Origin of the sequence: Alkalibacterium sp. f15 (genome assembly GCF_049389645.1) — a bacterium.
Lineage (GTDB): Bacteria > Bacillota > Bacilli > Lactobacillales > Carnobacteriaceae_A > Alkalibacterium.
In genome coordinates, this window is record NZ_CP186540.1 from 2,459,089 (window position 1) to 2,481,356 (window position 22,268).

Genomic DNA, 22,268 nt, shown 5'->3' on the forward strand with positions numbered 1-22,268 from the left:
AACATTAAAGAGGTGATGACAATGTTGAAAAAGAGATCACACAATAGTTATGTGACTTTTCTTTTACTTTGTTGTTGCCTTTTTTTGTTTGCTTGTCAGAGTGGTTCAAACAATGCAGATGAACGAACTGTTCCCCCGGATAAAAGTGAAAACATCTCACTCACACCACTAGACATCCAATATGAATCTTTTCAGAAAGTTATTGGCTGGTTGACTGAAGAAGAAATTCTTATTCATGTCGGCAACACTGAGGGTCATGAACTTCTCACTCACAATATTTTTTCAGGTGAAAAAAATACAATTTACACTGAAAAGACATCCATCCTCTCAGTAAAAATCAATCAATCAAGAGACAAGATTTTACTTCAAGAAGTAAGTGAGACCCTCTCACGGCTGACAGTGATTACGACTGATGGCTTGACTGTTCAAACTACCCCCTTCGATTATTCAAGTTATGTTACCCTCGATTGGAATCCTACCGACAATAATACCGTCTTTATCTCTCATTATAGTTTTGACCAGGTAACAGAATCCGAAATGATTCACGTTTACGTCTGGACGATCGATGAGAACACCCTTACCACTAGAGACATTCCGTCTTTATCCCCTAAATGGTACTCTGCTAATGTTTATTTATATATTGACGAACTTCACACTGATGCTTTGTATATCGGCGATATAAGGGAAGACCGGGAGGATATGCTGCTTAATATGGATATATCCGACTTTTTCTTAAGCGAAGATACGTTTCTTGGCATCGTTGAATCCGATATTCAGGATAACTTGGTCCATCTCTTTCATGAGTATCCTTTTTTAGTGGGAGATAAGGTCTTAAGCATTCCGAAAGTTACAATAAACGATTATCCAGTTAAACCTCATCTCACGCAGGCAACGCGCAATGGTAGAATATATGGGGTCATTCCTGAGTATTCATTTGCTTTGGAAGAAGATTTAGGTAATTTCAGTTTGTCTTACTTGGATTTTGAAAATGAAGAAATTAAAGAAGTGATGGAATTACCCGAAGATGCCCCGATCGCACTGAGTCCCTCCGAAGACTATCTGCTTTACGGCTGGCGTTTAGAATATATAATAACGCTCTCTGAACCACGAATGATCCCATTATTGGAAGAGTTTGACTAAATTTAGACTAGAAAATTATCATAGAGTACTGTAAACTGTAGTATGAATAGAAAAGAGAGGGAGTTTGCTTTGGATACATGGACAATTGTAACAATTATTTTGTGGGTTGTAATTATTGGGTATGCTGCGTATGAGCTTTATTTATACTTTCAAAGAAAAAAAGCGGCAACGCCTTTGGACAATGAAGCATTTAAAAAAGACATGCGTCGCGCTCAAATCGTGGATGTGAGAGAGAAAGACACATTCAATGCCGGTCACATCTTAGGAGCGCGAAACATTCCATATTCTCAATTAAAACAGCGTGCTGCGGAATTGAGAACAGATCAACCTATCTACTTATACGATGACAAGAAAACATTGAGTTATCGTGCTGCGATCCTATTGAGAAAAAATGGGTTTGAAGATTTATATGTCCTTCAAGAAGGTTACTCCGGTTGGGACGGAAAAATAAAACGCAAAAAAACATTAGACTAATTTCGTCGAATGACTTGATTAATTTCATGGTTTTTACCATAATTTAATAAGATGATAAAAGGGAATCTCAAAGATTTCCTTTTTTTATTAGTCTATCCGAGACTGATAATACACGTTTATACTAAAAAGAGGGAGTCTCCACGTGAACATCAAACAAACCAAAATAGCTAAAGTTGCGATAACGGCCTTAGTTAAACAGCTGGACCGTAGAGATAACAACGAAGTGCCTACCGCTCTAGTATATACAGCCTTATTTATGGGGTCGCTTATGGTCATCATAAACCAGACAGCCATAAAAACGGCTTTACCGACAATGATCATTGATCTGGATGTATCACCCTCAATTGGTCAATGGACAGTTTCTGGGTATACTCTAGTGAAAGGTATAATGGTTCCGATCACTGCCTTCGCCATGAATAAATTTCGATCGAGAAATTTATTCGTGCTGATGATGATGATTTTTGGCCTGGGCTCATTGATTGCAGCTTCAGGCATAAATTTCTATGTCGTCTTATTGGGGACCCTGATCCAAGGTGTCGGTGCCGGCATGGTTATCCCTTTGATGCAGACGATCATCTTAACTGTTTCACCGATTGAACAACGTGGCAGAGCCTTAGGTTTAATGGGAGTTGTCTTGGGATTGGGTCCCACGTTAGGTCCGACGATGGGTGGGTGGATCGTCGACAATCTTTCCTGGCACTATATTTTCTACTTTTTGCTCATCGGTTCACTGTTAGTAATTCCACTTGCTTTACTGACACTTACCGATGTACTGCCTATGAGCAATCCAACCCTGGACTGGGTGTCGATCAGGCATTCACTCATTGGTTTCGGTCTTTTCCTTTTCGGATTATCCGTTTTGGGATCTCAGGGATTTGATTCACCTATAGCGTGGGGCGGTATTTTAATTGGTGCACTGTTTATTGTTCTCTTTATTCGGAGAAATCTGAACAGTGATGATCCAATGCTGAATGTATCCTTATTTAAAAATAGGACATTCAGTCTGTCCGTCATTATCGCAATGCTGGGGCTCATGGTTATTACCGGTATTTCAAACATCATGCCCATGTATGTTCAAACTGTGCTCGGTCGATCAGCCACTTTATCCGGTTTGATCGTTTTGCCCGGGGGCATGCTGAAAGCATTTATTTCACCGGCCACCGGCAACTTTTACGATAAATATGGGGTGAAGGTGATTGGCCCCTTAGGCGGCGCGATTCTCTTTGTCGGCACACTCTTATTGGCCTTTGTATCTACTTCAACACCTATATGGTTGATTATTGGAATGTACCTATTCTTGTCACTCGGTTTCGGGATTTTCAACATTCCGATCACTACTGCCGGCATGAATGCATTAGCTGATGAAGACATGGGGCATGCGACTTCTGCAAGACAAACGGTCAGACAGATCGGATCAAGTTTCGCTATTACACTTGTGTTTACGTCCATGTCTATCGTTTCTTCCTTCGTTAATGCGCCGGCTGCAGATGCTGGCGGAGGAAAGGTCGACATCGGTATCGAAGGGATCCGGGGCGGTTTTGGAATGGTGGCCTTGCTAGCATTCACCGCATTTATCTTGACCTTCTTCTTAAGAGACAACAAACGAAAAGAAACTTTTTGATCTATAAATAAACCGATCAGCGTATGGCTTTTTCCATTTGGCCGTCCATAAATATAAGCACAGGAAAGTTTTTCAAAATAATAAAGAGGTAAGCTATTTATTCTTTTAAAAAAATAGGGTAATCCCCTTTACTAAAAGGGTCGATTATCCTTATACTGATATAATGAACATAATCATAATTAGATAGTTAGTTGAGTAAAGAAAAAGGTAATCATTTTGCCAGTTTTAGTAGCATTCTAATACTGTGAATAACAAGCTAGCTCAGTTGAAGTAAGACAGACCATCAAACGATTCATTGACTAAACGGAGGATCAATTTATGAACTTATCCAAATTACTTGAAGCTATAGATATTCGGTCTGAGAAAGGCTATGACACGGACTGTAACATAAAAAAGTTGGCTTACCATTCGAGTCATGTTGAACCTGGTACACTTTTCGTGTGCATTCGTGGATTTCAAATCGATGGACATGATTATGCCGGCCACGCGGAAAAGAATGGCGCCGCAGCTATTGTCGTAGAAAAATTCATTCCCAACATAACGACTCCGCAGTTCCTTGTTGCGGACAGCCGAAAAGCCTTAGCAGAATTATCTGACTTATTTTACAGAAAATCCTCACGTTCTATGCGGTTATTTGGGGTCACGGGTACCAATGGCAAAACAACCATTACATACATGACAGATGCTGTGTTTAGGGCCCATGAACTGAAAACGGGATTGATCGGTACCATAATGGTAAAGTATGACGACGTGATGGTGCCAAGTGTCCTTACAACGCCGGAATCTCTTGATCTGCAGAAACATTTAGCAGACATGCGGGATAAAAACATTTCACATGTCTCGATGGAAGTTTCTTCATCCGCATTGGAGCTCCAACGCGTAGCCAATGTCGCATTCGATGTCGCTGCGTTCACCAACATAAGCAGAGATCACATCGATCTTCATGGCTCTTACGAAGCATATTTCAATGCGAAAGCATCTTTTATCCGGCAGGCACCGAAAGAAAGTGTTGCTGTCTTGAATATAGATGAACCTACTATAGAGAAATTAGCATCAGAAACGGAAGCTCAAGTCATTACTTTCGGGATCGAAAATTCGACCGGATATCTCTCCGTTTCGGATATCGACTTGTCCAGCGGTACGCCGGAATGTACGGTTCACTTGAATAAGCCAATAAAGACTCTAGAGGGCACTGAAATAAGCCCGACATCATTCAGACTGCATTTAGCTGTTCTGGGCCGCTTCTCGATATATAACGCACTGACTGCTATTGCCACAGGCTTGGTCAACGATATTCCTATAACTACCATCAAGCAGGGTCTGGAAGGATTCAAAGGCGTAGAAAGACGGTTCCAGCTTATCTATAACGACGACTTTATGATCATTGACGATTTGATGCTGAATGAAAACAACATCGATTCAAGCATGGCGACGATAGAAGCGCTGGGTTATAACTCTATTAATTTCGTCCATGCCGTACGTGGCAATAGGGGTGCCAGCATCAACCGTGAAAATGCTGAAAACATGGCAGATTGGTTCTCAAGACTAAATATCGAGCAAATCATACTGACAGCAAGCCGCTCACATGTCGATAAGTTGAATCGCGTGACGGAAGAAGAAACCAACGCTTATATTGATGTCATGAAAAGTCGAGGCATAACCGTCGACTTTTATCAGGAACTGCCGGATGCAATCGCTGCCGGACTTGGCAAGATAAAGACAGGAGACCTTTTGATGATTACCGGCGCTCATGGTATGGACTATGGAACAAAACTAGTACTAAATGCGTTATTGGAAAGAAAAACGGGTGTAGATAAAGACGGTATAAAAGATCTCTTGAGTCGAAAAGTAATAGGTATAAAAGCTGTTGACACAATACTTCAATAAATAGTTTTTATTTTAGAAGGAAGAAGGACTAACTCAAACTTTGCTTGAATCCGGGTCGGTCATGACAGCTCAAAAATAATTCCGAAATGAGTTTACACTTCAAGGATAAATAAATATAAAAGTGCTCCACAGCGGTTTCCACTCAGAAATAGAGCGGGAACGAAAGCTGCGGAGCACTTTTTATCAAACTATCGGAAGTTTACTGATGTTTCAATGAGTCAATAATAATAGCTGATGTTTCTTCGATAGACTTGCTGGAAACATTGATAACCTGACAATTCAATTTAGTATATAGTTCTTCTGCATATATAATTTCTTTACGAATGCGATCCTTACTCGAGTAGGGTGTCTCGGGAGACATCCCATAAGAAATCATGCGTTCTCTTCGGATATTGGACAACATCTCTTCGTCGTTTGTTAAGCCAACGATCCGGTGAGTATCCACCTTCCATATTTCGTCAGGCAAACGTGATTCGGGCATTAAAGGTAGATTGGCTACTTTATAACCCTGATTAGCCATATAGATACTTAACGGAGTCTTGGATGTTCTTGAAATACCCAAGATAACGATATCCGCTTCCAGGAAACCTTTGGGATTTTTACCATCATCGTATTTAATGGCAAATTCCAATGCACTGATACGGTTGAAATATTCATCATCCATTCTATGTTTGGCACCTGGTTTGTGTTGTGGCATAATATTTGTTCGCGCCGTCACTTCTCTTAAGAGCGGATTGAGGACATCGAAACATTTTAACTCGTTTATGGCACAAAAATCTTCAATCGTCTCGACCAAGATAGGATCAACAAAAGTATGGAGCAAAATAGCATGGTACTTTTTTGCTTTTTCCAGAATCTCGTTTGCTTGATCTTCTCCAGCAATGAAGGGATAATTCTTTAATTCGTACTTCACTTCAGGAAACTGAGCCATCGCTGCATGCACAACGTTACTTGCTGTTCCACCCACAGAATCGGATAAGACCATTATTGTTAATGAAGAACGTGAAGGCATAGTTAGAACTCCTTTCTCAAATCATTTATAATCTTAGTATATAGGAAGTGGAGCCAAAATAGAATAATTATGAAACTTGATATTTAAAATTGTTTCGTTATACTGTAGAAGGATAAATAATAATTAAGGGAAGCGATTTCAGTGGCCGCATTTGAACAAGCTGTTAGAACTCTAAAAAAAAATGGTTACAAGACGACGGGAAAAAGACAGCGTATTTTAGAAATTTTATACAATTCAAATAAATATATGTCTGCTAAAGAAGTCCAAGACCGATTGAAGAAAATGTTTCCGGGTATAAGCCCAGACACTATTTATAGAAATTTGCATATGTTTGTTGAATTGAATGTTGTAGAAGAGACAGAATTGAACGGAGAAAAACTCTTTCGTGCAACGTGTGACGTGCATGGACACCATCATCATTTTATTTGTACAGAATGTGGGAAAACAAAAGAATTGGAATGTCCGTTAGAACTTTTCCAAGATCAGCTGCCAGGTTATGAGGTAGATTCACATCGTTTCGAATTATTCGGAAAATGTGAAGAGTGCCTGAAAAAGACGATTTAATAATTAGATAAGAGAGTGTCGACCAAATTATTGTGATTAATTTAATGATAAGGTTGACGCTCTCTACTTTATTCTATATAATAAAAATGAATTGTATTATACTTTATGTATAAATTACAATTACATCATTTATTGATAGGGAAGACCAATTGTGACTATTTTATTTCTTACTAGCAAATGGAACGCCCTGAACGTACGAGGGGAGGGGAAGAACGTTGACTAAAACAGATATCAAAAAAGGTGAAAGTCTTGAGGATGCTCTTCGTCGTTTCAAACGTTCCGTTTCTAAATCCGGCACTATGAAAGAAGCCCGTAAACGCGAGCACTACGAAAAACCAAGTGTCAAACGTAAATTGAAATCTATAGAAGCACGTAAACGTAAATAATCATTTTCGTTTTGTCAGTTGTTTCAAATGATAGAAGGTGAACACGATAAGTAAACTTGATGAACTAAATCAGGATATGATAACTGCTATGAAACAGAAAGATAAAGAAACATTGTCAACTGTTCGTATGTTGAAATCTGCCCTACAAACTGAACGAATCAATAAGCGCGAAGAATTATCAGAGGAAGAAGAATTAACGATTCTTGCTCGCGAGAAAAAACAGCGCATAGAATCTTATACTGAATTTAAGGCCGCCGGTCGCGAAGACCTAGTGCTTAAATTGGAAAAAGAACTGTCCGTTGTCGATAATTATCTTCCGGCTCAATTGAGTGAGGAAGAAGTTCGTACGATTGTTCAAGAAACGGTTGCTCAAACGCAAGCATCATCCATGAAAGATATGGGTAAAGTGATGGGTGCTTTGATGTCGAAAGTTAAAGGAAAAGCAGATGGATCATTAGTTAGTTCTATCGTCAAAGAAGAATTAACTAAGTAGACCTTTAATCAAAAAAGAACGTTGTTTAGAACCATTTAAACAACGTTCTTTTTTTGCAATCATTTTAATCTTTAGCAAAAAGTGTTATTTTCAGCAACTTCATAGAGTTTTAGTGCTATTTATGCTATTATTTATATACTTAAACCGACTATGGAGTGAGAGCTGACATGTAGTTGTCAGTCTTACATAAGAAGGAGATGTTAGCTGGTTGACTGAATCAAATGAGAAACGACAAATTCATTTAGAAGATTCGCAGCGAGTCTTTGCTTTATTTGGTCCTCAAAATAGTTACTTAATGTTAATGGAAGAAGAAATGGATGTGTCGATCAACAGCCGCGGCACCCAACTCGAAATTGAAGGCAAGCATGAAACCATCGATTTGATCGAATCGCTTTTTCAACAATTACTGCTCTTGGAAGATAAAGGCATTGAGATAAAAAAAGCAGATATTATAACAGCTATCAGAATGGCGAATCAAAATAATCTGGCAAAATTCGTGCGTATGTACGAAGAAGAAATCACCCGTGACAAAGATGGCAAGATCATCAGGGCGCGAAACGTGGGACAACGCAATTATATCGAATCAGTCAAGGTTAATGATATTGTTTTCGGTATTGGCCCGGCTGGAACCGGCAAAACATTCGTCGCTGTCGCTATGGCTATAGCAGCTTTGCGTAGAGGCGATGTTAAACGCATCATCTTAACGAGACCGGCAGTTGAAGCGGGCGAATCACTCGGTTTTTTACCTGGGGACTTGAAAGAGAAAGTGGACCCCTATCTACGCCCCATATATGATGCGCTCTATACGATCTTTGGCACAGAGCATACCAATCGTTTGATCGAGCGAGAAACCATTGAGATTGCTCCTTTAGCCTATATGCGTGGACGCACGCTGGATGATGCGTTTATCATCTTGGATGAAGCTCAGAACACGACCACTCAACAAATGAAAATGTTTTTGACCCGTTTAGGCTTCGGTTCTAAAATGGTGATCAATGGTGATATTACACAAATCGATTTGCCCAAACGAGTAAGCAGCGGACTCATTCATGCTGAACGTGTGCTCGCTAAAGTTAAAGGCGTCGGGCATGTTCACTTTGATGCAGATGATGTTGTTAGACATCCTCTGGTTGCTAAAGTGATACTTGCGTATGTGAATGAACCGGATAGGGAAGATTAATGGATATAATAATACATGATGATACCAAACACCTGACCCAAGAAAAACTAAACTGGATGGAAGAGTTGCTGCAATTTTCTGCAGATAAATTGACTATCCCGAAAAGTGCAGAAATTTCCATCACGGTCGTCGATAATAAGAAAATAAGAGAAATCAACAAAGAATACCGCAACAAAGACACTGTGACTGACGTGATCAGCTTTGCGTTGGAAGACGACGAAGATATTTTTATGACACTTGAACTGGAAAACGATGAAATACCAAGAGACTTAGGAGACATTTTTCTTTCTTACGATAAAGCAGTGGAACAGGCCGGCGATTATGGACACTCTGTAGATAGAGAAATCGGCTTCCTGCTCGTCCATGGTTTCCTGCATTTAAATGGATACGACCATATGACAGAAGCAGATGAGAAAGAGATGTTCTCCCTACAAGAGGAGATTTTAAGTGAGTATGGACTCAAGAGATAAGCAAGATTTACCACTAAAAAACAGAAAATATAGAGACTCTTTTCGCTATGCCTCATGGGGTGTGAAAACGGCCTTTAAAGAAGAGCGAAACATGCGTACCCATGTTATGTCTGGACTCTTTGTTTTCGGCTTGTCTTTGTTTCTTGGTCTCACCCGTGATGAATGGCTATGGCTTCTCCTAGTGAGTTACCTGGTCTTCGTCATGGAACTGATCAATACAGTTGTCGAAAATGTCGTCGATCTGGTTACAGAAGAATATCATCCGATTGCTAAAAAAGTTAAAGACATGGCAGCCGCAGTTGTCCTGGTGACAGCCGTTTTCGCTGTTGTGATCGGAACGATTATTATACTGCCGAAATTACTACAAATACTATTATAAAGAGGCGATATGAATGGAAGAACAAAAGAAAAAAGAATTGGTTTCAAAAGCTAATGCAATGATGAGTAAAGCTTATGTTCCTTATTCGAATTTTCCAGTCGGTGCTGCACTTCTTACAAAAGATGGCAAAACCTATACAGGCTGCAATATAGAAAATGCGTCATACGGATTATCTAATTGTGCTGAACGTACGGCTATTTTCAAAGCTGTTTCAGAAGGAGACAAAGAGTTCGATTATTTAGTTGTCACAGGAGGGACAGACGAACCCATCTCTCCATGTGGCGCATGCCGTCAAGTGATGGTTGAGTTTTTTGAACCGGATATGAAAGTATTACTGACAAATAAAAAAGGGAAAATAAAAGAAACGACAGTGGCAGAATTATTGCCGGGAGCATTTCAGGCGGGGGATATGGTGTGAGTAAAGAAGAAGAAGTAGCATATAAATCAGGATTTGTTTCGATCGTGGGTCGACCAAACGTAGGGAAATCAACACTACTAAACCGATTAGTGGGTCAGAAAATCGCGATCATGAGTGACAAAGCACAAACGACCCGTAATAAAATTCAGGGTATTTATACGACAGACAAAGAACAAATCGTCTTTATCGATACACCGGGTATTCATAAACCGCAACATCGTTTAGGTGATTTTATGGTTAAAACGGCTCTCAGTACTTTCAACGAAGTCGATGTCGTTCTTTTTTTAGTGAATGTCACAGAAAAGCGTGGAGCAGGCGATAATTTCGTTATCGATAAATTAAAACACATTGAAAGTCCGGTGTTTCTTGTATTAAATAAAATCGACCAGGTTCATCCAGATGAGCTGCTGCCTATTATCGAGGACTACAACAAACAAATAGAATTTGCAGAGATCGTCCCTATTTCAGCTATAGACGGCAATAATGTCGAACATCTGGTGGAAACGATCGTCACCTATTTATCGGAAGGACCGCAGTTTTATCCTGAAGACCAGGTAACTGATCACCCCGAGTACTTTATCGTGTCCGAGCTGATACGTGAAAAGATCCTGGAACGCACGCGTGAAGAAATCCCTCACTCCATCGCCGTTGTGGTCGAAAGTATGCAGCGTAATGATGATGATAAAGTGGAAGTCCGTGCAGTCATCAATGTGGAAAGAAAGTCTCAAAAGGGCATTATCATCGGCAAACAGGGTAAGATGATCAAAGATATTGGCATCAACGCGCGCCGTGACATCGAGAAACTGCTTGGTGACAAAATATATCTAGAATTATTTGTTAAAGTACAAAGCGACTGGCGTGACAAGCAGACGAATCTGAAAGATTTCGGCTATGATAAAGATAACTATTAATTCAAAGTAAAAAGTGAGAAGGTGGCTGAGTGTCACAGTTAGAAGAAGTGCATGGACTCGTGCTGTCTGTCAGAAGACACCGCGAAAGAGATTATCTGGTGAAGCTGTTTACGCGTGAATACGGTAAGTTGATGTTTTTTGTGCGCGGAACCAAAAACCCGAACAACAAACTGAAACCAGCCATTCAGCCGTTCACACAAGCCACATATATCGCTGATATCAGAGAGCAGGGGTTGAGCTTCATTCGTGACGTTAAACTCGTGTCGCCTTTCTCCTCGATCCAACAGGATATCTTTCAGAATGCCTATGGCACTTATATCCTTCAGTTAGCTGACGCAGCACTGGAAGACAAGCAAGTGGACGTCAATGTATTCGAACAGCTGGTGCGAGGCCTGGAAGCGATCGACGAAGGATTAGACGCCGAAGTCATCATGAACATTTTTGAAATACGCTTTTTGAGCCAGTTCGGCGTCATGCCAGAACTGCGCGGGTGTGTGATCTGCGGAACGACAGAAGGGGCGTTTGATTATTCAAGCCTGCATCACGGTTTGCTCTGTCCCAAACATTACTTTGAAGATGAACGACGCTACCACGCAAGTCCCAAAGCCATTCATTTCATACGGCTGTTTTCGGTCATATCTTTTGATAAGATCAAGTCTATTTCTATCACTGATGAAACGAAAAAAGAAATCAGAGCGGTCATCGACCAGCTCTATGATGAAATGGTTGGGATCAAGCTTAAAAGCCGCCGGTTCATTGACAGTATGAAACAATGGGAAAACATGCTGAAACCTTCTCCAGATAAAAAAGAGTGAAAAAGTATGGATTGACAAAACGTGTATTTCATATAAGATAAAGTGTAGAAATTAAATACAAGACACAATGAAGGGAAAAGTAAAAACAAGTGATCTAACAAGCGACTGTAGGGACGTGTGAGCTACGGAAGACACTGTTTTGAAAGGCATCCGGAGTGTCCATTTAAAAGAGCTGACTTTGAGAGCCAAAGTCAGAAGTAGGGTGGAACCGCGAGAAGACTCGTCCCTATACTGAACACATGTATCAGTATAGGGACGGGTCTTTTTATGTTTTCGTTTCAATTAAAGGAGAGAAGAAAATGGAAGAAGTAAAAACATTTCAAGATATTATTCTTACACTTCAACAGTTTTGGGCCCAAAAAGGGTGCATGCTGATGCAAGCCTATGACACAGAAAAAGGGGCTGGAACGATGAGTCCCTATACATTTCTGCGTGCCATTGGACCAGAACCCTGGAACGCCGCTTATGTGGAACCAAGCCGTCGTCCCGCTGACGGACGTTACGGTAAGAACCCTAACCGTCTGTATCAGCACCATCAATTTCAAGTTGTGATGAAACCTTCACCTAAAAACATTCAAGACCTTTATATCGAAAGTTTGAAAGCATTAGGCATCGATCCATTGAAACATGATATCCGCTTTGTCGAAGACAACTGGGAAAATCCGTCGCTCGGCTGTGCCGGTTTAGGTTGGGAAGTCTGGCTGGACGGCATGGAAGTCACGCAGTTCACCTATTTCCAGCAAGTCGGTGGTCTGGAAGTGGATTCCGTTACCAGTGAACTCACATACGGTCTGGAACGTTTGGCATCATACATTCAAGATGTCGATAGTGTGTACGACATCGAATGGGCACCGGGCGTCAAATACGGTGAGATCTTTAAGCACCCGGAATATGAACATTCTGCGTATTCGTTCGATCACAGTGATACGGTCTTTTTATTCAGTCAGTTTTCTGCCTTTGAAAAAGAAGCACTGAAACAGATTGAAAATAATCTGGTCCATCCTGCCTATGATTATGTACTGAAATGTAGCCACGCCTTCAACCTGCTGGATGCCAGAGGTGCCGTATCTGCAACAGATCGCCCGGATTATCTCAAACGCATCCGTCATATGGCCCGCTTGATCGCCAAGGCCTTTTTAGAAGAACGGGCGAAACTTTCTTTCCCACTTTTAAAAGACAATGAAGCAGACAAGTGGATCAAAAAGTATGGCGTTAAGGAGGAGAAATAAATGACACACACATTCTTACTTGAAATAGGATTGGAAGAAATGCCTGCGAAAGTCGTCGCACCTTCAGCCAATCAATTAAAAGCACTGGTCAAAACGCATCTTAAAGAAAATGGTCTAGGTTACCAAAGATTAGACGTCTACAGTACCCCTAGACGCCTGGCAGTGAGCGTGACTGAACTGGAAGAAAAACAGGCGGATAGAAATGAAACTGTTAAGGGTCCCGCTAAGCGGATCGCCCTGGATGACGCAGGCAACTGGTCCAAAGCAGCCATCGGTTTTTCTAAAGGTCAAAGAGCCTCTGTGGAAGATATCGTCTTCAAAGAAGTCAACGGTGAAGAGTACGTGTTTATTGAAAAAGAAATCAAGGGTCAAAGCGCTGAACAGGTGCTGAAAAGCTTGGCTGACCGTCTTCCTTCGATGACATTCCCCGTTTCAATGAAGTGGGGCAACACGTCTTACAAATTCATTCGTCCGGTTCACTGGCTTGTTGCGTTGCTCGATGATAAAGTCGTCGATATGACACTTTTTGACGTGAAGTCAGGCAGCGAAACAAGAGGTCACCGCTTTTTAGGAAATGCAGTGACGTTGAAACACGCGTCGGAGTATCAGGCTGCGCTGAAGCAGGAAGCCGTTATAGTCGACCGCGAAGAACGTCAAGATGAGATCCTTAAGCAGATCAAAGCCTTATGTCAGGAAAACAACTGGCAAGACCCGACAACCAATGTGTCACTTGTCAATGAAGTCACGGATCTGGTTGAATACCCGACCGTTTTTCACGGTTCCTTTGAGGAGTCATTTTTGAAGGTGCCTGAAGTCGTGCTGGAAACAGCGATGGCTGATCATCAGCGTTACTTCCCCGTCCGTGCAGACGATCAGGATGCCGCCTTTTTACCTTACTTTATAGCTGTCAGAAACGGCAACGACCAGGGACTGGATCACGTGCGTAAAGGCAATGAAAAAGTCTTGAGTGCACGCTTGGCTGATGCGGCCTTCTTTTATGAAGAAGACAACAAACACGCGATCGATTACTTTGTTGACAAACTGAAAGCCGTCTCGTTCCATGAAAAAATCGGCTCGCTTTATGAAAAACAGGAACGCATTGAACGCATCGCCCAACTCCTGATTCCGTATTTCGATTTGAAATCAGAAGCTGAAGCGGATGTGAAACGTGCAGCTCAGATATGCAAATTTGACTTGGTGACACAGACAGTCACAGAATTCACTTCTCTGCAAGGGCAGATAGCGGGTATATTTGCTCAAGAAAGAGGCGAAACGGAGACGGTATCGAACGCGTTAGCCGAGCAATATTTGCCAGACAGTATGGAAGGTGAGCTGCCTCGAACAAAAGCAGGTGCCCTGATATCTCTCGCAGATAAAATGGACTCATTGCTGTCGTTCTTCGCTATCGGACTGGTGCCCACAGGGTCGAATGATCCTTTCGCTTTGAGAAGACAAGCCATGGGAATCGTACGTATCATCAAAGCCTATGATCTCTCACTTTCCATCACGGATTGGATGGATGCGATCATCCTGGGAACACAAAACATTGAGACCAAAGCACTTTATGAACAAAACAAAGACAGTGTCAGCCGCTTTATTCTGGACCGCCTGGATCTATGGCTTTCTAAGAATGCCGGCCTGGATAAAGAATACGACGTAAGAGCAGCTGTCCTCGGGTCATCACACGATAACGTGATCGTTTTGATCGAGCAGGCGCGTGTCTTGAAAGCGGAGAAACAGTCGGAGCAATTCAAACCGGTGGTCGAATCGCTGACACGTGTAGCCAATCTGGCTGAAAAAGCGGATGATGACATAAGCGTGGACACGAAATTGCTTGAAACTGATTCAGAGCATAATTTGAATGATGCCGTTAACGCCATCGAAATGATGACGGAAAATGATATCACCGCCGAGCAGAGATGGCAGCAGTTTGTTCAACTGCATCCATTGATCGACGCCTTTTTCGATGAGAACATGGTTATGGCCAAAGATGAAGCGGTGAAAGCCAATCGTCTGGCACTTTTAAATCGCATCAATAAACTGGCTCGACCATTTGCCAAGTTTAATGCATTAGTGATCAAATAATTAGACAAAGAAGGCAGTGAAGCTGTCTTCTTTCGTTTATTAATGGGCTCAAATGGAGTTCGAATAAAGGAGTATCAGCTTATGTTAAAACAGTTTTTCTCTTATTACCGACCGTATAAAAAGTTATTCACTCTGGATTTTTCGGCCGCGACGGTTGTAGCCGTTTTGGAGCTGGCCTTTCCCATTATGGTCCAGCAAGTCGTCAATCGGATCCTGCCGAGCGGTGACTGGCCACTTATTGTCTGGGTGTCCATCGGCTTATTGGTCATCTACGCCATAAACACGACGCTGCATTTTGTCGTTACATATTATGGGCACAAGCTGGGAACGAATATTGAAACCGATATGCGTCAGGATCTATACAATCACTTGCAGAAACAATCTTTTTCCTATTTTGACGACCGTGAAACGGGCACGCTGATAACACGGTTGACATCCGATCTGTTTGAGATTGCTGAAGTCGCCCACCATGGACCCGAAGATATCTTTATCACCCTGTTTACATTACTGGGTGCTTTCGGGTTGATGTTAAGCGTTCATGTCCCATTGGCCATCATGACCTTCATCCTGGTCCCGTTCATCGCTGTTGCACTGGGCTTCTTCAATAAACGTATGACCCAGGTCAATACGCAGATCTATGATGATTTGGGTAATTTCAGTGCGGGCATCGAAGCCTCAGTCGGCGGGATTCGTGTCGTTCAGGCTTTTTCAAATGAAGATTATGAACAAAGACGTTTTGATCACTTGAATCAGGCCTACAAACAATCCAAATATCTCTTTTACAAAACCATGGCTATCAGTCATTCATATAACTACTTTTTTATCCGTCTGATCAGCTTGTTCACCCTCTTTTTCGGTGCCTATTTCACGATTCAAGGCGAGATAAGCTACGGTGATCTGGTAGCCTTTATACTGTTTGCCAATGTGTTTGTCCGTCCGATCGAACGAGTGAACCATATGATCGAAAGTTATCCTAAAGGCATTGCCGGGTTTAAACGCCTGCTTGAAGAAATGAGGCTCCATCCTGAGGTCAAAGATACTGATTATGCTTACGATGTCGAGACCCTTAAAGGAGATATCGAATTCAAAAATGTGGCATTTAGCTACGAAGAAGATCAAGTTGTCCTGGAAGACATCAACTTGAAAATCGATGCGGGTGAAACCATCGCCTTCGTCGGACCAAGTGGGGCAGGGAAAACCACGATTTGTAACCTGCTGCCGCGTTTTTATGATATTGACAGTGGTAAGATCACCATCGACGGGTATTCCATCAAAGAAATCACCTTGAAATCCTTACGCGAACAGATCGGTGTCGTCCAGCAAGACGTGTTCCTGTTCCCGGGTACCATCAAAGAAAACATTTTATATGGTAAACTGGATGCAACAGAAGCTGAAGTCTATGAGGCAGTAAAAATGGCCAATCTCGAAGAGGTGGTCAATAATCTACCAAGGGGACTGGAAACCCTCATTGGTGAACGCGGGGTCAAATTATCAGGCGGACAGAAACAGCGCTTGTCTATCGCTCGTATGTTCTTAAAGAATCCACCTATCCTAATACTCGATGAAGCGACATCCGCTTTGGATACAGAAACGGAACAAGCGATCCAGGGAGCTTTGGAAAGCTTATCTAAAGGTAGAACAACGTTAATTATCGCCCATCGTCTGGCAACGATAAAGAATGCAGACCGTATTGTGGTCGTTGCGGATAAAGCGATAGTTGAACAAGGCAGTCATGAGCAATTGATCGCTCAAGGTGGCGTCTATAAAGCATTGTATGACGCACAATTTTCTTGAAACAACTCTGACGAGGAGGAGTATTATGGAAACAGAACAAAGACGTGAAGAAATTCTTGAAACCTTAAAAACTCGTTCCACACCAATAGTCGCTCGCGAACTGGCGACACAGTTTGATGTCAGCCGGCAAGTCATCGTCGGCGATATCGCTTTACTCAGAGCTGCGGGTGAAGATATTTATTCCACGCCCAAAGGGTACATGATGAGAAAAGCCGGGTCCATTGATGTGATATTCCAACTTGTATGTGTGCATACGCGTGAAGAAACCATAGAAGAACTTTATACGATTGTGGACTGCGGATGTGAAGTGATGGATGTGATCGTGGAACACCCCTTATATGGCATGATGAGGGGAGACTTAAATATTTCCAGTCGCCTGGAAGCTGATGAATTTTTTGATAAGCTAAATAAATCCGAGACGCTATTGCTTTCCACTTTAACAGAGGGCATCCATACCCACACGATCAGAGCCAAAGACGACGCGACCCGAGATAAATGTATCCTCAGTCTTAAAGAAAAAGGTTTTTTGTACGAATAAAGCTGTTGACATCTCCAGAAAGATGCGTATACTTACTAGGTGTAAAGACACCTGTATATACATAGAATAAGGAGATGTTTATTATCAAACAGACAAACACTTTAAAGTTGACGATCACCGCTTTATTAATGGCCATTGCGATCACGATCCCGATGGTCATGCCGGTCAGAGTTGTGATTCCGCCAATGTCATTCACATTAGCAAGTCACGTGCCAATCTTCTTTGCCATGTTTCTTTCACCTTATATCGCTGTCCTGGTATCACTAGGATCGACCGTCGGTTTTCTGCTCGCCGGACTACCTATTGTTATCACAATACGTGCACTCAGCCATGTCGTGTTTGCGCTTGTCGGAGCGTTATATTTAGCAGGAAGAAGAGAAGAAATATTATCATCTCCTGTTAAAAGTCAGATTTTTTCATTCTGGATCGGTCTGGTACACGCACTGGCTGAAGTTGTGGTTGTTTCTCTGTTTTTCTTAGGTATTTTATCTGGCGGAGATTATTCAGAAAGCTTTTTTTACGTCGTCTTTTTACTTGTCGGGGTAGGAACACTTGTACACAGCATGGTCGACTTTTTCATTGCGCAAGTTATCTGGAAGAGTCTGGGTAAACGGATGAATCGCATTGCAAAAAAAGTGACAGCCTAATTTTTAAACAAAATGTTATGATTTGGACCTGTATGGGGTTATCCCAGCAGGTTCTTTAATTGTTTGCAGGGAATACAAGCGAATTATTTACTTAATAAACGAAATTTGGTATACTAAAGATTGATTATTATAGGGTAAGTTCGCCTTTTCTTTAACGCCTATAATCATAGGTCAGGAAGGGGGATGAAGAATGAGCAGAATACCCGAAGAAACAATTAATTCTATTCGAGATCAAACAGACATTGTTCAAGTTATTTCTCAGTATCTTCAGTTAAGAAAGTCAGGACAAAATCACTTTGCTTCCTGTCCTTTTCATGACGATAAAACACCGTCCTTCTCAGTCAGTGAGAAAAAACAGATTTATCATTGTTTCAGCTGTGGAAGAGGCGGAAATGTCTTTAGTTTCCTGCAGGAGATCGAGGGGATTTCGTTTGTAGAAGCCGTTGGTAAAACAGCGGAACTTGCAGACATCCCTATAGACCAGACGATCTTTGATCAGGCAAAACAGAACCGGCCGAGTGTCGATTCAACTAAAGGTAAACTGTTAGCAATGTATGAAAAAGCTGAACATTTTTATCATCATGTCCTCGTAAATACTAAAGCCGGTGAAGAAGCTTACCAGTATTTACTTGATAGAGGCGTTACCGAGGAGAGCATCGAAACATTCAAAATCGGTTTTTCTCCACCACAAAGAGAAACGTTGAAGCTATATCTTGAAAACGAAAAATTAAGTGAACCAGATATTTTAAGAAAGTCCGGACTATTTTCCGACAGAGATGACGATAAGTTCTATGATCGCTTTACCAATCGTATCCTTTTTCCTATTAAAGATGCCAAAGGACAAACGGTGGCTTTCTCGGGACGAGCGTTTATCGATGACGGTCAAACCCGGACGGCTAAATACATGAACAGTCCGGAAACGGAGCTGTTCAATAAGCGGCGGGTGCTGTTCAATTATGACAAAGCACGCCCGAATATTCGTCGTGAAGGCGAAGTGCTCCTGTTTGAAGGGTTCATGGATGTCATCTCAGCCTGGCAGGTGGGTATCAAGAATGGTTTAGCTACAATGGGGACCAGTCTGACAGAAGAGCAGGTCCAGACGTTAGATAAAGTGACGGATCACGTGGTCATTGCTTACGATGGTGATGCCGCTGGTTTAGAAGCAATCAAACGAGCGACCGATTTCATCATGAATGAAACCCATTTTTCGATTGAAATTGCGACATTTCCCGAAAATTTAGATCCCGATGATTTTATTCAGAAAAAAGGACCGGACGCGTTCAGAGAATTTTTAGCGCATGGTCGAGATACCTTGATGAGTTTTCTGATGAAGTATCATAAAAAAGAAATCAATGTAAAAAACGAAAGTGAACGATTAAAATACATTGATATCATTTTGAAAGAATTGACACGTGTGACTTCTGCAGTTGAAAGAGAGTTATACTTAAATCAATTAGCTGAAACGTTTGATTTATCTACAGACTCTTTGAAAGAACAGATGCATGGTCACATCGTTGAAAATAAAAAAGAACAGCGGAAACAGCAGAAAAAACGAAGTGAAAAAGAGCACAGTACTGAAACAAACCAGCAGCCGGTAGTCATTCGACAGAATAAACCGAAACAAACAGCCGTCATGAAAGCTGAAACGGCCCTGCTGCATCGCTTATTCACTTACAACGAGGTTTGGCAGAAACTGACAGCACTGGAAAACGAGCTTGCCTTTTCGACTGAATCGAATCAGCTCCTGTTTTTACTTTACGAAGAGTTTTACCATTCACATGATCATCCGAATATTCAATCGTTTATCGATTTTCTACCTGATGACAAACTGAAAAGTAAAGCGTCAGAAATCATGTGGCTTTCTTTAGCAGAAGAGATCGCGCCTGGGGAAATTGAAGATTATCTTAATTTGATCTGTAATCGCCAGCCTCTGGAGGAACGCCTCATCAGTAAGCGAGAAGCCTTAAAGGATGCTGAACGTAGTGGAGACAAAGCAAGACAACAATCGTTGAGCATTGAAATCATCAATTTATACCGTCAATTAAAAAACAAATAAAAAGACTAATCAGGAGGCCTGTCATTTTATGGCAAAAACAACAAAGAAAACCACGAAAAAGCCTGGAGAAAAATACGAACTCGCAGTTGTCCGTTTCATCAAAGACCTGAAGAAAGACAAAGAACAGACAGTTTCTTATGTGAAAGTAACGGATGAGTTAGCTGAACCCTTTGGTCTCGAAAAAGAGCAGATGGATGATTTGGTTCAGAAACTTGAAGACGAAGGAATCGGAGTCGTTGACCAAGACGGTAACCCGTTGACTAAACAGCTCGAGAAACAGGAAAAGGCTGCTGAAAAATTAAAAAAAGAAGAGATGATTGCTCCTCCTGGCGTTAAGATCAATGATCCCGTACGCATGTATTTGAAAGAAATCGGCCGGGTCGACTTATTGAACGCTGCCCAGGAAGTTGCACTTGCAAAACGGATTGAAGCAGGGGAAATTTTAGCTAAACAAGAATTGGCTGAAGCAAACTTACGACTGGTCGTGTCCATTGCTAAAAGATATGTCGGACGTGGCATGAGCTTTTTAGATTTGATTCAAGAAGGAAACATGGGACTCATGAAAGCCGTTGAAAAGTTCGACTATGAAAAAGGGTTTAAATTTTCAACATATGCCACCTGGTGGATCAGACAAGCCATCACCCGTGCTATTGCCGACCAGGCTCGTACGATTCGTATTCCCGTGCACATGGTCGAAACGATCAACAAACTCGTCCGTATCCAGCGTCAACTCCTGCAGGATCTAGGCCGTGAACCAACACCGGAAGAAATCGGTGCTGAGATGGACTTGCCTACTGAAAAAGTCAGAGACATTCTAAAGATTTCTCAAGAACCTGTTTCTTTAGAAACACCGATCGGCGAAGAAGACGATTCCCACTTAGGGGACTTTATCGAAGATGACGGTGCCACAAGCCCGGCAGACAATGCCGCGTATGAATTGCTTAAAAACGAGCTGGAAGACGTCCTGGACACGTTAACGGATCGTGAAGAAAACGTACTGCGTTTAAGATTCGGTCTTGATGACGGTCGCCAGCGTACCTTAGAAGACGTGGGTAAAGTCTTCGGTGTAACGAGAGAACGTATTCGTCAAATCGAAGCAAAAGCGTTAAGAAAACTGCGTCACCCAAGTCGTTCGAAACAATTAAAAGACTTTTTAGAGTAATCAACAGTTGACAGATATTGCGGGAAAGTGAAAAAACAAGTGTAAAGTAAAAGTTCTTGTCGCTTTCCTTTGCAATCTGTTTATAATTTTGGTATACTAATTCCTGGCTCGTTCAGTTAATGAAATATGCTATTTACTTAAAAATATAATCCTGGAAGGTGAAAATTTTATGAAATTATCAGCGACAAAACGTACTGAAACAGGAACATCTGCTTCAAAAAGAGCAAGAGAAGAAGGAAAAATCCCAGCAGCTATCTATGGTAAAGAATTAGACACTGTATCTGTATTAATAGACAGAAAAGAGTTTGAAATGACTTTGCGTGAAGTTGGCGCAAACGGAGTATTCGACGTTGAAGTTGACGGAGATATACACCAAGTTTTTGTTAAAGATAAAACAAGTGCTGCTCTAAAAAAAGAAATTTATCACGTAGACTTATTAGCCTTTACTAAAGGCCAAAAAGTAAACATGACAATTCCAGTTTACATTATTGGCGAAGAAGAAATCGAAGTAGGCGTCGTATCACAATCTATTTCCGAATTAGAAGTGAACGTAGCACCTGCTGAAGCTCCTTCAGACTTTACTATCGACGTTTCAGCTATGGAAATCGGCGACTCTAAACACGTTTCTGATATTGAAATAGACGATAAAATCGAACTCTTAACTGACGTAGAATTGACAGTGGTATCTGTTTCTGCTCCTCAAATCGAGGAAGAGCCAGAAACAGCAGCTGACGACGAAATGCCAGAACCAGAACTTATTGGTGAAGACAAAGACGAAGAAGATTCAGAAGAATAATCGTTCTCTATCTTTATTAGCTATATAACAAATGAAAGCCGGGTGATTTATGCGTAACAGCATAGATCATTCGGCTTTTTTCATGCTCAGGTGGACGAAACTGACCGTGGGAGGTCAGTTTCCACAATCTTTGAAAGTCTTAAAGGCGACCATACTCGCAGATAGCGAGTATGACCATTATCAAGAACGGTATTGCACTGCTGGGGACTGT

At 41.6% G+C, this 22,268-nt stretch carries 22 protein-coding genes; 21 read left to right on the plus strand and 1 reads right to left on the minus strand.

The annotated features are described in order from the left end of the window. Nucleotides 1-21: 21 nt before the first annotated feature. The 4 genes from ACO1PF_RS11560 to ACO1PF_RS11575 all read left to right on the plus strand — a co-directional run bounded on the left by ACO1PF_RS11560 (nucleotide 22) and on the right by ACO1PF_RS11575 (nucleotide 5,122). Complete coding sequence (locus ACO1PF_RS11560) at nucleotides 22-1,140, plus strand: hypothetical protein (RefSeq protein WP_423189211.1); 1,119 nt, start codon at nucleotides 22-24, stop codon at nucleotides 1,138-1,140. Between the two features lie 69 nt (nucleotides 1,141-1,209). Then, nucleotides 1,210-1,614 carry a rhodanese-like domain-containing protein gene (locus ACO1PF_RS11565; protein ID WP_423189212.1) on the plus strand — a complete coding sequence of 135 codons (405 nt, stop codon included), beginning with the start codon at nucleotides 1,210-1,212 and terminating at the stop codon, nucleotides 1,612-1,614. A 142-nt stretch (nucleotides 1,615-1,756) separates the two neighbouring features. Continuing rightward, the gene (locus ACO1PF_RS11570; RefSeq protein ID WP_423189213.1) at nucleotides 1,757-3,235 is read left to right on the plus strand and encodes a DHA2 family efflux MFS transporter permease subunit; all 1,479 of its coding nucleotides are present in this window, start codon (nucleotides 1,757-1,759) and stop codon (nucleotides 3,233-3,235) included. Nucleotides 3,236-3,553: 318 nt separating this feature from the next. Beyond that, on the plus strand, nucleotides 3,554-5,122 hold the full coding sequence (locus tag ACO1PF_RS11575; RefSeq protein ID WP_423189214.1) for a Mur ligase family protein: 1,569 nt from the start codon (nucleotides 3,554-3,556) through the stop codon (nucleotides 5,120-5,122). Nucleotides 5,123-5,321: 199 nt separating this feature from the next. Here the strand turns inward: ACO1PF_RS11575 and ACO1PF_RS11580 are convergent, their stop codons facing one another. Next, nucleotides 5,322-6,134 carry a pyruvate, water dikinase regulatory protein gene (locus ACO1PF_RS11580; RefSeq protein WP_423189215.1) on the minus strand — a complete coding sequence of 271 codons (813 nt, stop codon included), beginning with the start codon at nucleotides 6,132-6,134 and terminating at the stop codon, nucleotides 5,322-5,324. A 141-nt stretch (nucleotides 6,135-6,275) separates the two neighbouring features. Here ACO1PF_RS11580 and ACO1PF_RS11585 point away from each other — a divergent pair, with 141 nt between their 5' ends. The 17 genes from ACO1PF_RS11585 (at nucleotide 6,276) to ACO1PF_RS11665 (ending at nucleotide 22,057) form a co-directional block, all read left to right on the plus strand. Further along, complete coding sequence (locus tag ACO1PF_RS11585; protein ID WP_423189216.1) at nucleotides 6,276-6,698, plus strand: Fur family transcriptional regulator; 423 nt, start codon at nucleotides 6,276-6,278, stop codon at nucleotides 6,696-6,698. A 215-nt stretch (nucleotides 6,699-6,913) separates the two neighbouring features. After that, entirely contained in the window at nucleotides 6,914-7,084 is a 171-nt protein-coding gene (rpsU, locus tag ACO1PF_RS11590) for a 30S ribosomal protein S21 (RefSeq protein ID WP_423189217.1), read from the plus strand. A gap of 46 nt (nucleotides 7,085-7,130) precedes the next feature. After that, nucleotides 7,131-7,577 (plus strand): GatB/YqeY domain-containing protein, encoded by a 447-nt coding sequence (locus ACO1PF_RS11595; RefSeq protein ID WP_423190553.1) that lies wholly within the window; start codon nucleotides 7,131-7,133, stop codon nucleotides 7,575-7,577. Between the two features lie 208 nt (nucleotides 7,578-7,785). Beyond that, nucleotides 7,786-8,757 carry a PhoH family protein gene (locus tag ACO1PF_RS11600; protein WP_423189218.1) on the plus strand — a complete coding sequence of 324 codons (972 nt, stop codon included), beginning with the start codon at nucleotides 7,786-7,788 and terminating at the stop codon, nucleotides 8,755-8,757. Beyond that, nucleotides 8,757-9,227, plus strand: a complete 471-nt coding sequence (gene ybeY, locus ACO1PF_RS11605) for an rRNA maturation RNase YbeY (protein ID WP_423189219.1) — start codon at nucleotides 8,757-8,759, stop codon at nucleotides 9,225-9,227. Before ACO1PF_RS11600 ends, ybeY begins: the two co-directional genes overlap by 1 nt. Further along, nucleotides 9,211-9,606 carry a diacylglycerol kinase family protein gene (locus ACO1PF_RS11610; protein ID WP_423190554.1) on the plus strand — a complete coding sequence of 132 codons (396 nt, stop codon included), beginning with the start codon at nucleotides 9,211-9,213 and terminating at the stop codon, nucleotides 9,604-9,606. Before ybeY ends, ACO1PF_RS11610 begins: the two co-directional genes overlap by 17 nt. Nucleotides 9,607-9,619: 13 nt before the next feature. Further along, nucleotides 9,620-10,024: a cytidine deaminase gene (locus ACO1PF_RS11615; protein ID WP_423189220.1), complete on the plus strand. Its 405-nt coding sequence runs from the start codon at nucleotides 9,620-9,622 to the stop codon at nucleotides 10,022-10,024. Further along, complete coding sequence (gene era / locus ACO1PF_RS11620) at nucleotides 10,021-10,935, plus strand: GTPase Era (protein WP_423189221.1); 915 nt, start codon at nucleotides 10,021-10,023, stop codon at nucleotides 10,933-10,935. The genes ACO1PF_RS11615 and era overlap by 4 nt, the downstream gene beginning before the upstream one ends. A 29-nt stretch (nucleotides 10,936-10,964) precedes the next feature. Beyond that, on the plus strand, nucleotides 10,965-11,750 hold the full coding sequence (recO, locus tag ACO1PF_RS11625) for a DNA repair protein RecO (protein ID WP_423189222.1): 786 nt from the start codon (nucleotides 10,965-10,967) through the stop codon (nucleotides 11,748-11,750). Nucleotides 11,751-12,049: 299 nt separating this feature from the next. After that, a complete protein-coding gene (gene glyQ, locus ACO1PF_RS11630) occupies nucleotides 12,050-12,979 on the plus strand; it encodes a glycine--tRNA ligase subunit alpha (RefSeq protein ID WP_423189223.1) in 930 nt (309 codons plus the stop codon). Next, complete coding sequence (glyS, locus tag ACO1PF_RS11635; RefSeq protein WP_423189224.1) at nucleotides 12,980-15,064, plus strand: glycine--tRNA ligase subunit beta; 2,085 nt, start codon at nucleotides 12,980-12,982, stop codon at nucleotides 15,062-15,064. 81 nt (nucleotides 15,065-15,145) lie between these two features. After that, entirely contained in the window at nucleotides 15,146-16,858 is a 1,713-nt protein-coding gene (locus tag ACO1PF_RS11640; protein ID WP_423189225.1) for an ABC transporter ATP-binding protein, read from the plus strand. 25 nt (nucleotides 16,859-16,883) lie between these two features. Then, the gene (locus ACO1PF_RS11645) at nucleotides 16,884-17,396 is read left to right on the plus strand and encodes a transcription repressor NadR (protein WP_423189226.1); all 513 of its coding nucleotides are present in this window, start codon (nucleotides 16,884-16,886) and stop codon (nucleotides 17,394-17,396) included. Nucleotides 17,397-17,470: 74 nt separating this feature from the next. Further along, on the plus strand, nucleotides 17,471-18,043 hold the full coding sequence (locus ACO1PF_RS11650) for a hypothetical protein (RefSeq protein WP_423189227.1): 573 nt from the start codon (nucleotides 17,471-17,473) through the stop codon (nucleotides 18,041-18,043). Nucleotides 18,044-18,233: 190 nt separating this feature from the next. After that, nucleotides 18,234-20,099, plus strand: a complete 1,866-nt coding sequence (gene dnaG / locus ACO1PF_RS11655; RefSeq protein WP_423189228.1) for a DNA primase — start codon at nucleotides 18,234-18,236, stop codon at nucleotides 20,097-20,099. A gap of 28 nt (nucleotides 20,100-20,127) precedes the next feature. Further along, nucleotides 20,128-21,261 (plus strand): RNA polymerase sigma factor RpoD, encoded by a 1,134-nt coding sequence (rpoD, locus tag ACO1PF_RS11660; RefSeq protein ID WP_423189229.1) that lies wholly within the window; start codon nucleotides 20,128-20,130, stop codon nucleotides 21,259-21,261. 169 nt (nucleotides 21,262-21,430) lie between these two features. After that, entirely contained in the window at nucleotides 21,431-22,057 is a 627-nt protein-coding gene (locus tag ACO1PF_RS11665) for a 50S ribosomal protein L25 (RefSeq protein WP_423189230.1), read from the plus strand. The last annotated feature ends 211 nt before the right edge of the window (nucleotides 22,058-22,268 follow it).

Bases quoted from the DNA above. Each gene is read 5' to 3' on its own strand.
- ACO1PF_RS11560 (WP_423189211.1), top strand. From the start codon at position 22: ATGTTGAAAAAGAGATCACACAATAGTTATGTGACTTTTCTTTTACTT.
- ACO1PF_RS11575 (WP_423189214.1), top strand. From the start codon at position 3,554: ATGAACTTATCCAAATTACTTGAAGCTATAGATATTCGGTCTGAGAAA.
- ACO1PF_RS11580 (WP_423189215.1), bottom strand. From the start codon at position 6,134: ATGCCTTCACGTTCTTCATTAACAATAATGGTCTTATCCGATTCTGTG.
- ybeY (WP_423189219.1), top strand. From the start codon at position 8,757: ATGGATATAATAATACATGATGATACCAAACACCTGACCCAAGAAAAA.
- ACO1PF_RS11610 (WP_423190554.1), top strand. From the start codon at position 9,211: ATGGACTCAAGAGATAAGCAAGATTTACCACTAAAAAACAGAAAATAT.
- ACO1PF_RS11615 (WP_423189220.1), top strand. From the start codon at position 9,620: ATGGAAGAACAAAAGAAAAAAGAATTGGTTTCAAAAGCTAATGCAATG.
- glyQ (WP_423189223.1), top strand. From the start codon at position 12,050: ATGGAAGAAGTAAAAACATTTCAAGATATTATTCTTACACTTCAACAG.
- glyS (WP_423189224.1), top strand. From the start codon at position 12,980: ATGACACACACATTCTTACTTGAAATAGGATTGGAAGAAATGCCTGCG.
- ACO1PF_RS11640 (WP_423189225.1), top strand. From the start codon at position 15,146: ATGTTAAAACAGTTTTTCTCTTATTACCGACCGTATAAAAAGTTATTC.
- ACO1PF_RS11645 (WP_423189226.1), top strand. From the start codon at position 16,884: ATGGAAACAGAACAAAGACGTGAAGAAATTCTTGAAACCTTAAAAACT.
- ACO1PF_RS11650 (WP_423189227.1), top strand. From the start codon at position 17,471: ATGTTTATTATCAAACAGACAAACACTTTAAAGTTGACGATCACCGCT.
- dnaG (WP_423189228.1), top strand. From the start codon at position 18,234: ATGAGCAGAATACCCGAAGAAACAATTAATTCTATTCGAGATCAAACA.
- rpoD (WP_423189229.1), top strand. From the start codon at position 20,128: ATGGCAAAAACAACAAAGAAAACCACGAAAAAGCCTGGAGAAAAATAC.
- ACO1PF_RS11665 (WP_423189230.1), top strand. From the start codon at position 21,431: ATGAAATTATCAGCGACAAAACGTACTGAAACAGGAACATCTGCTTCA.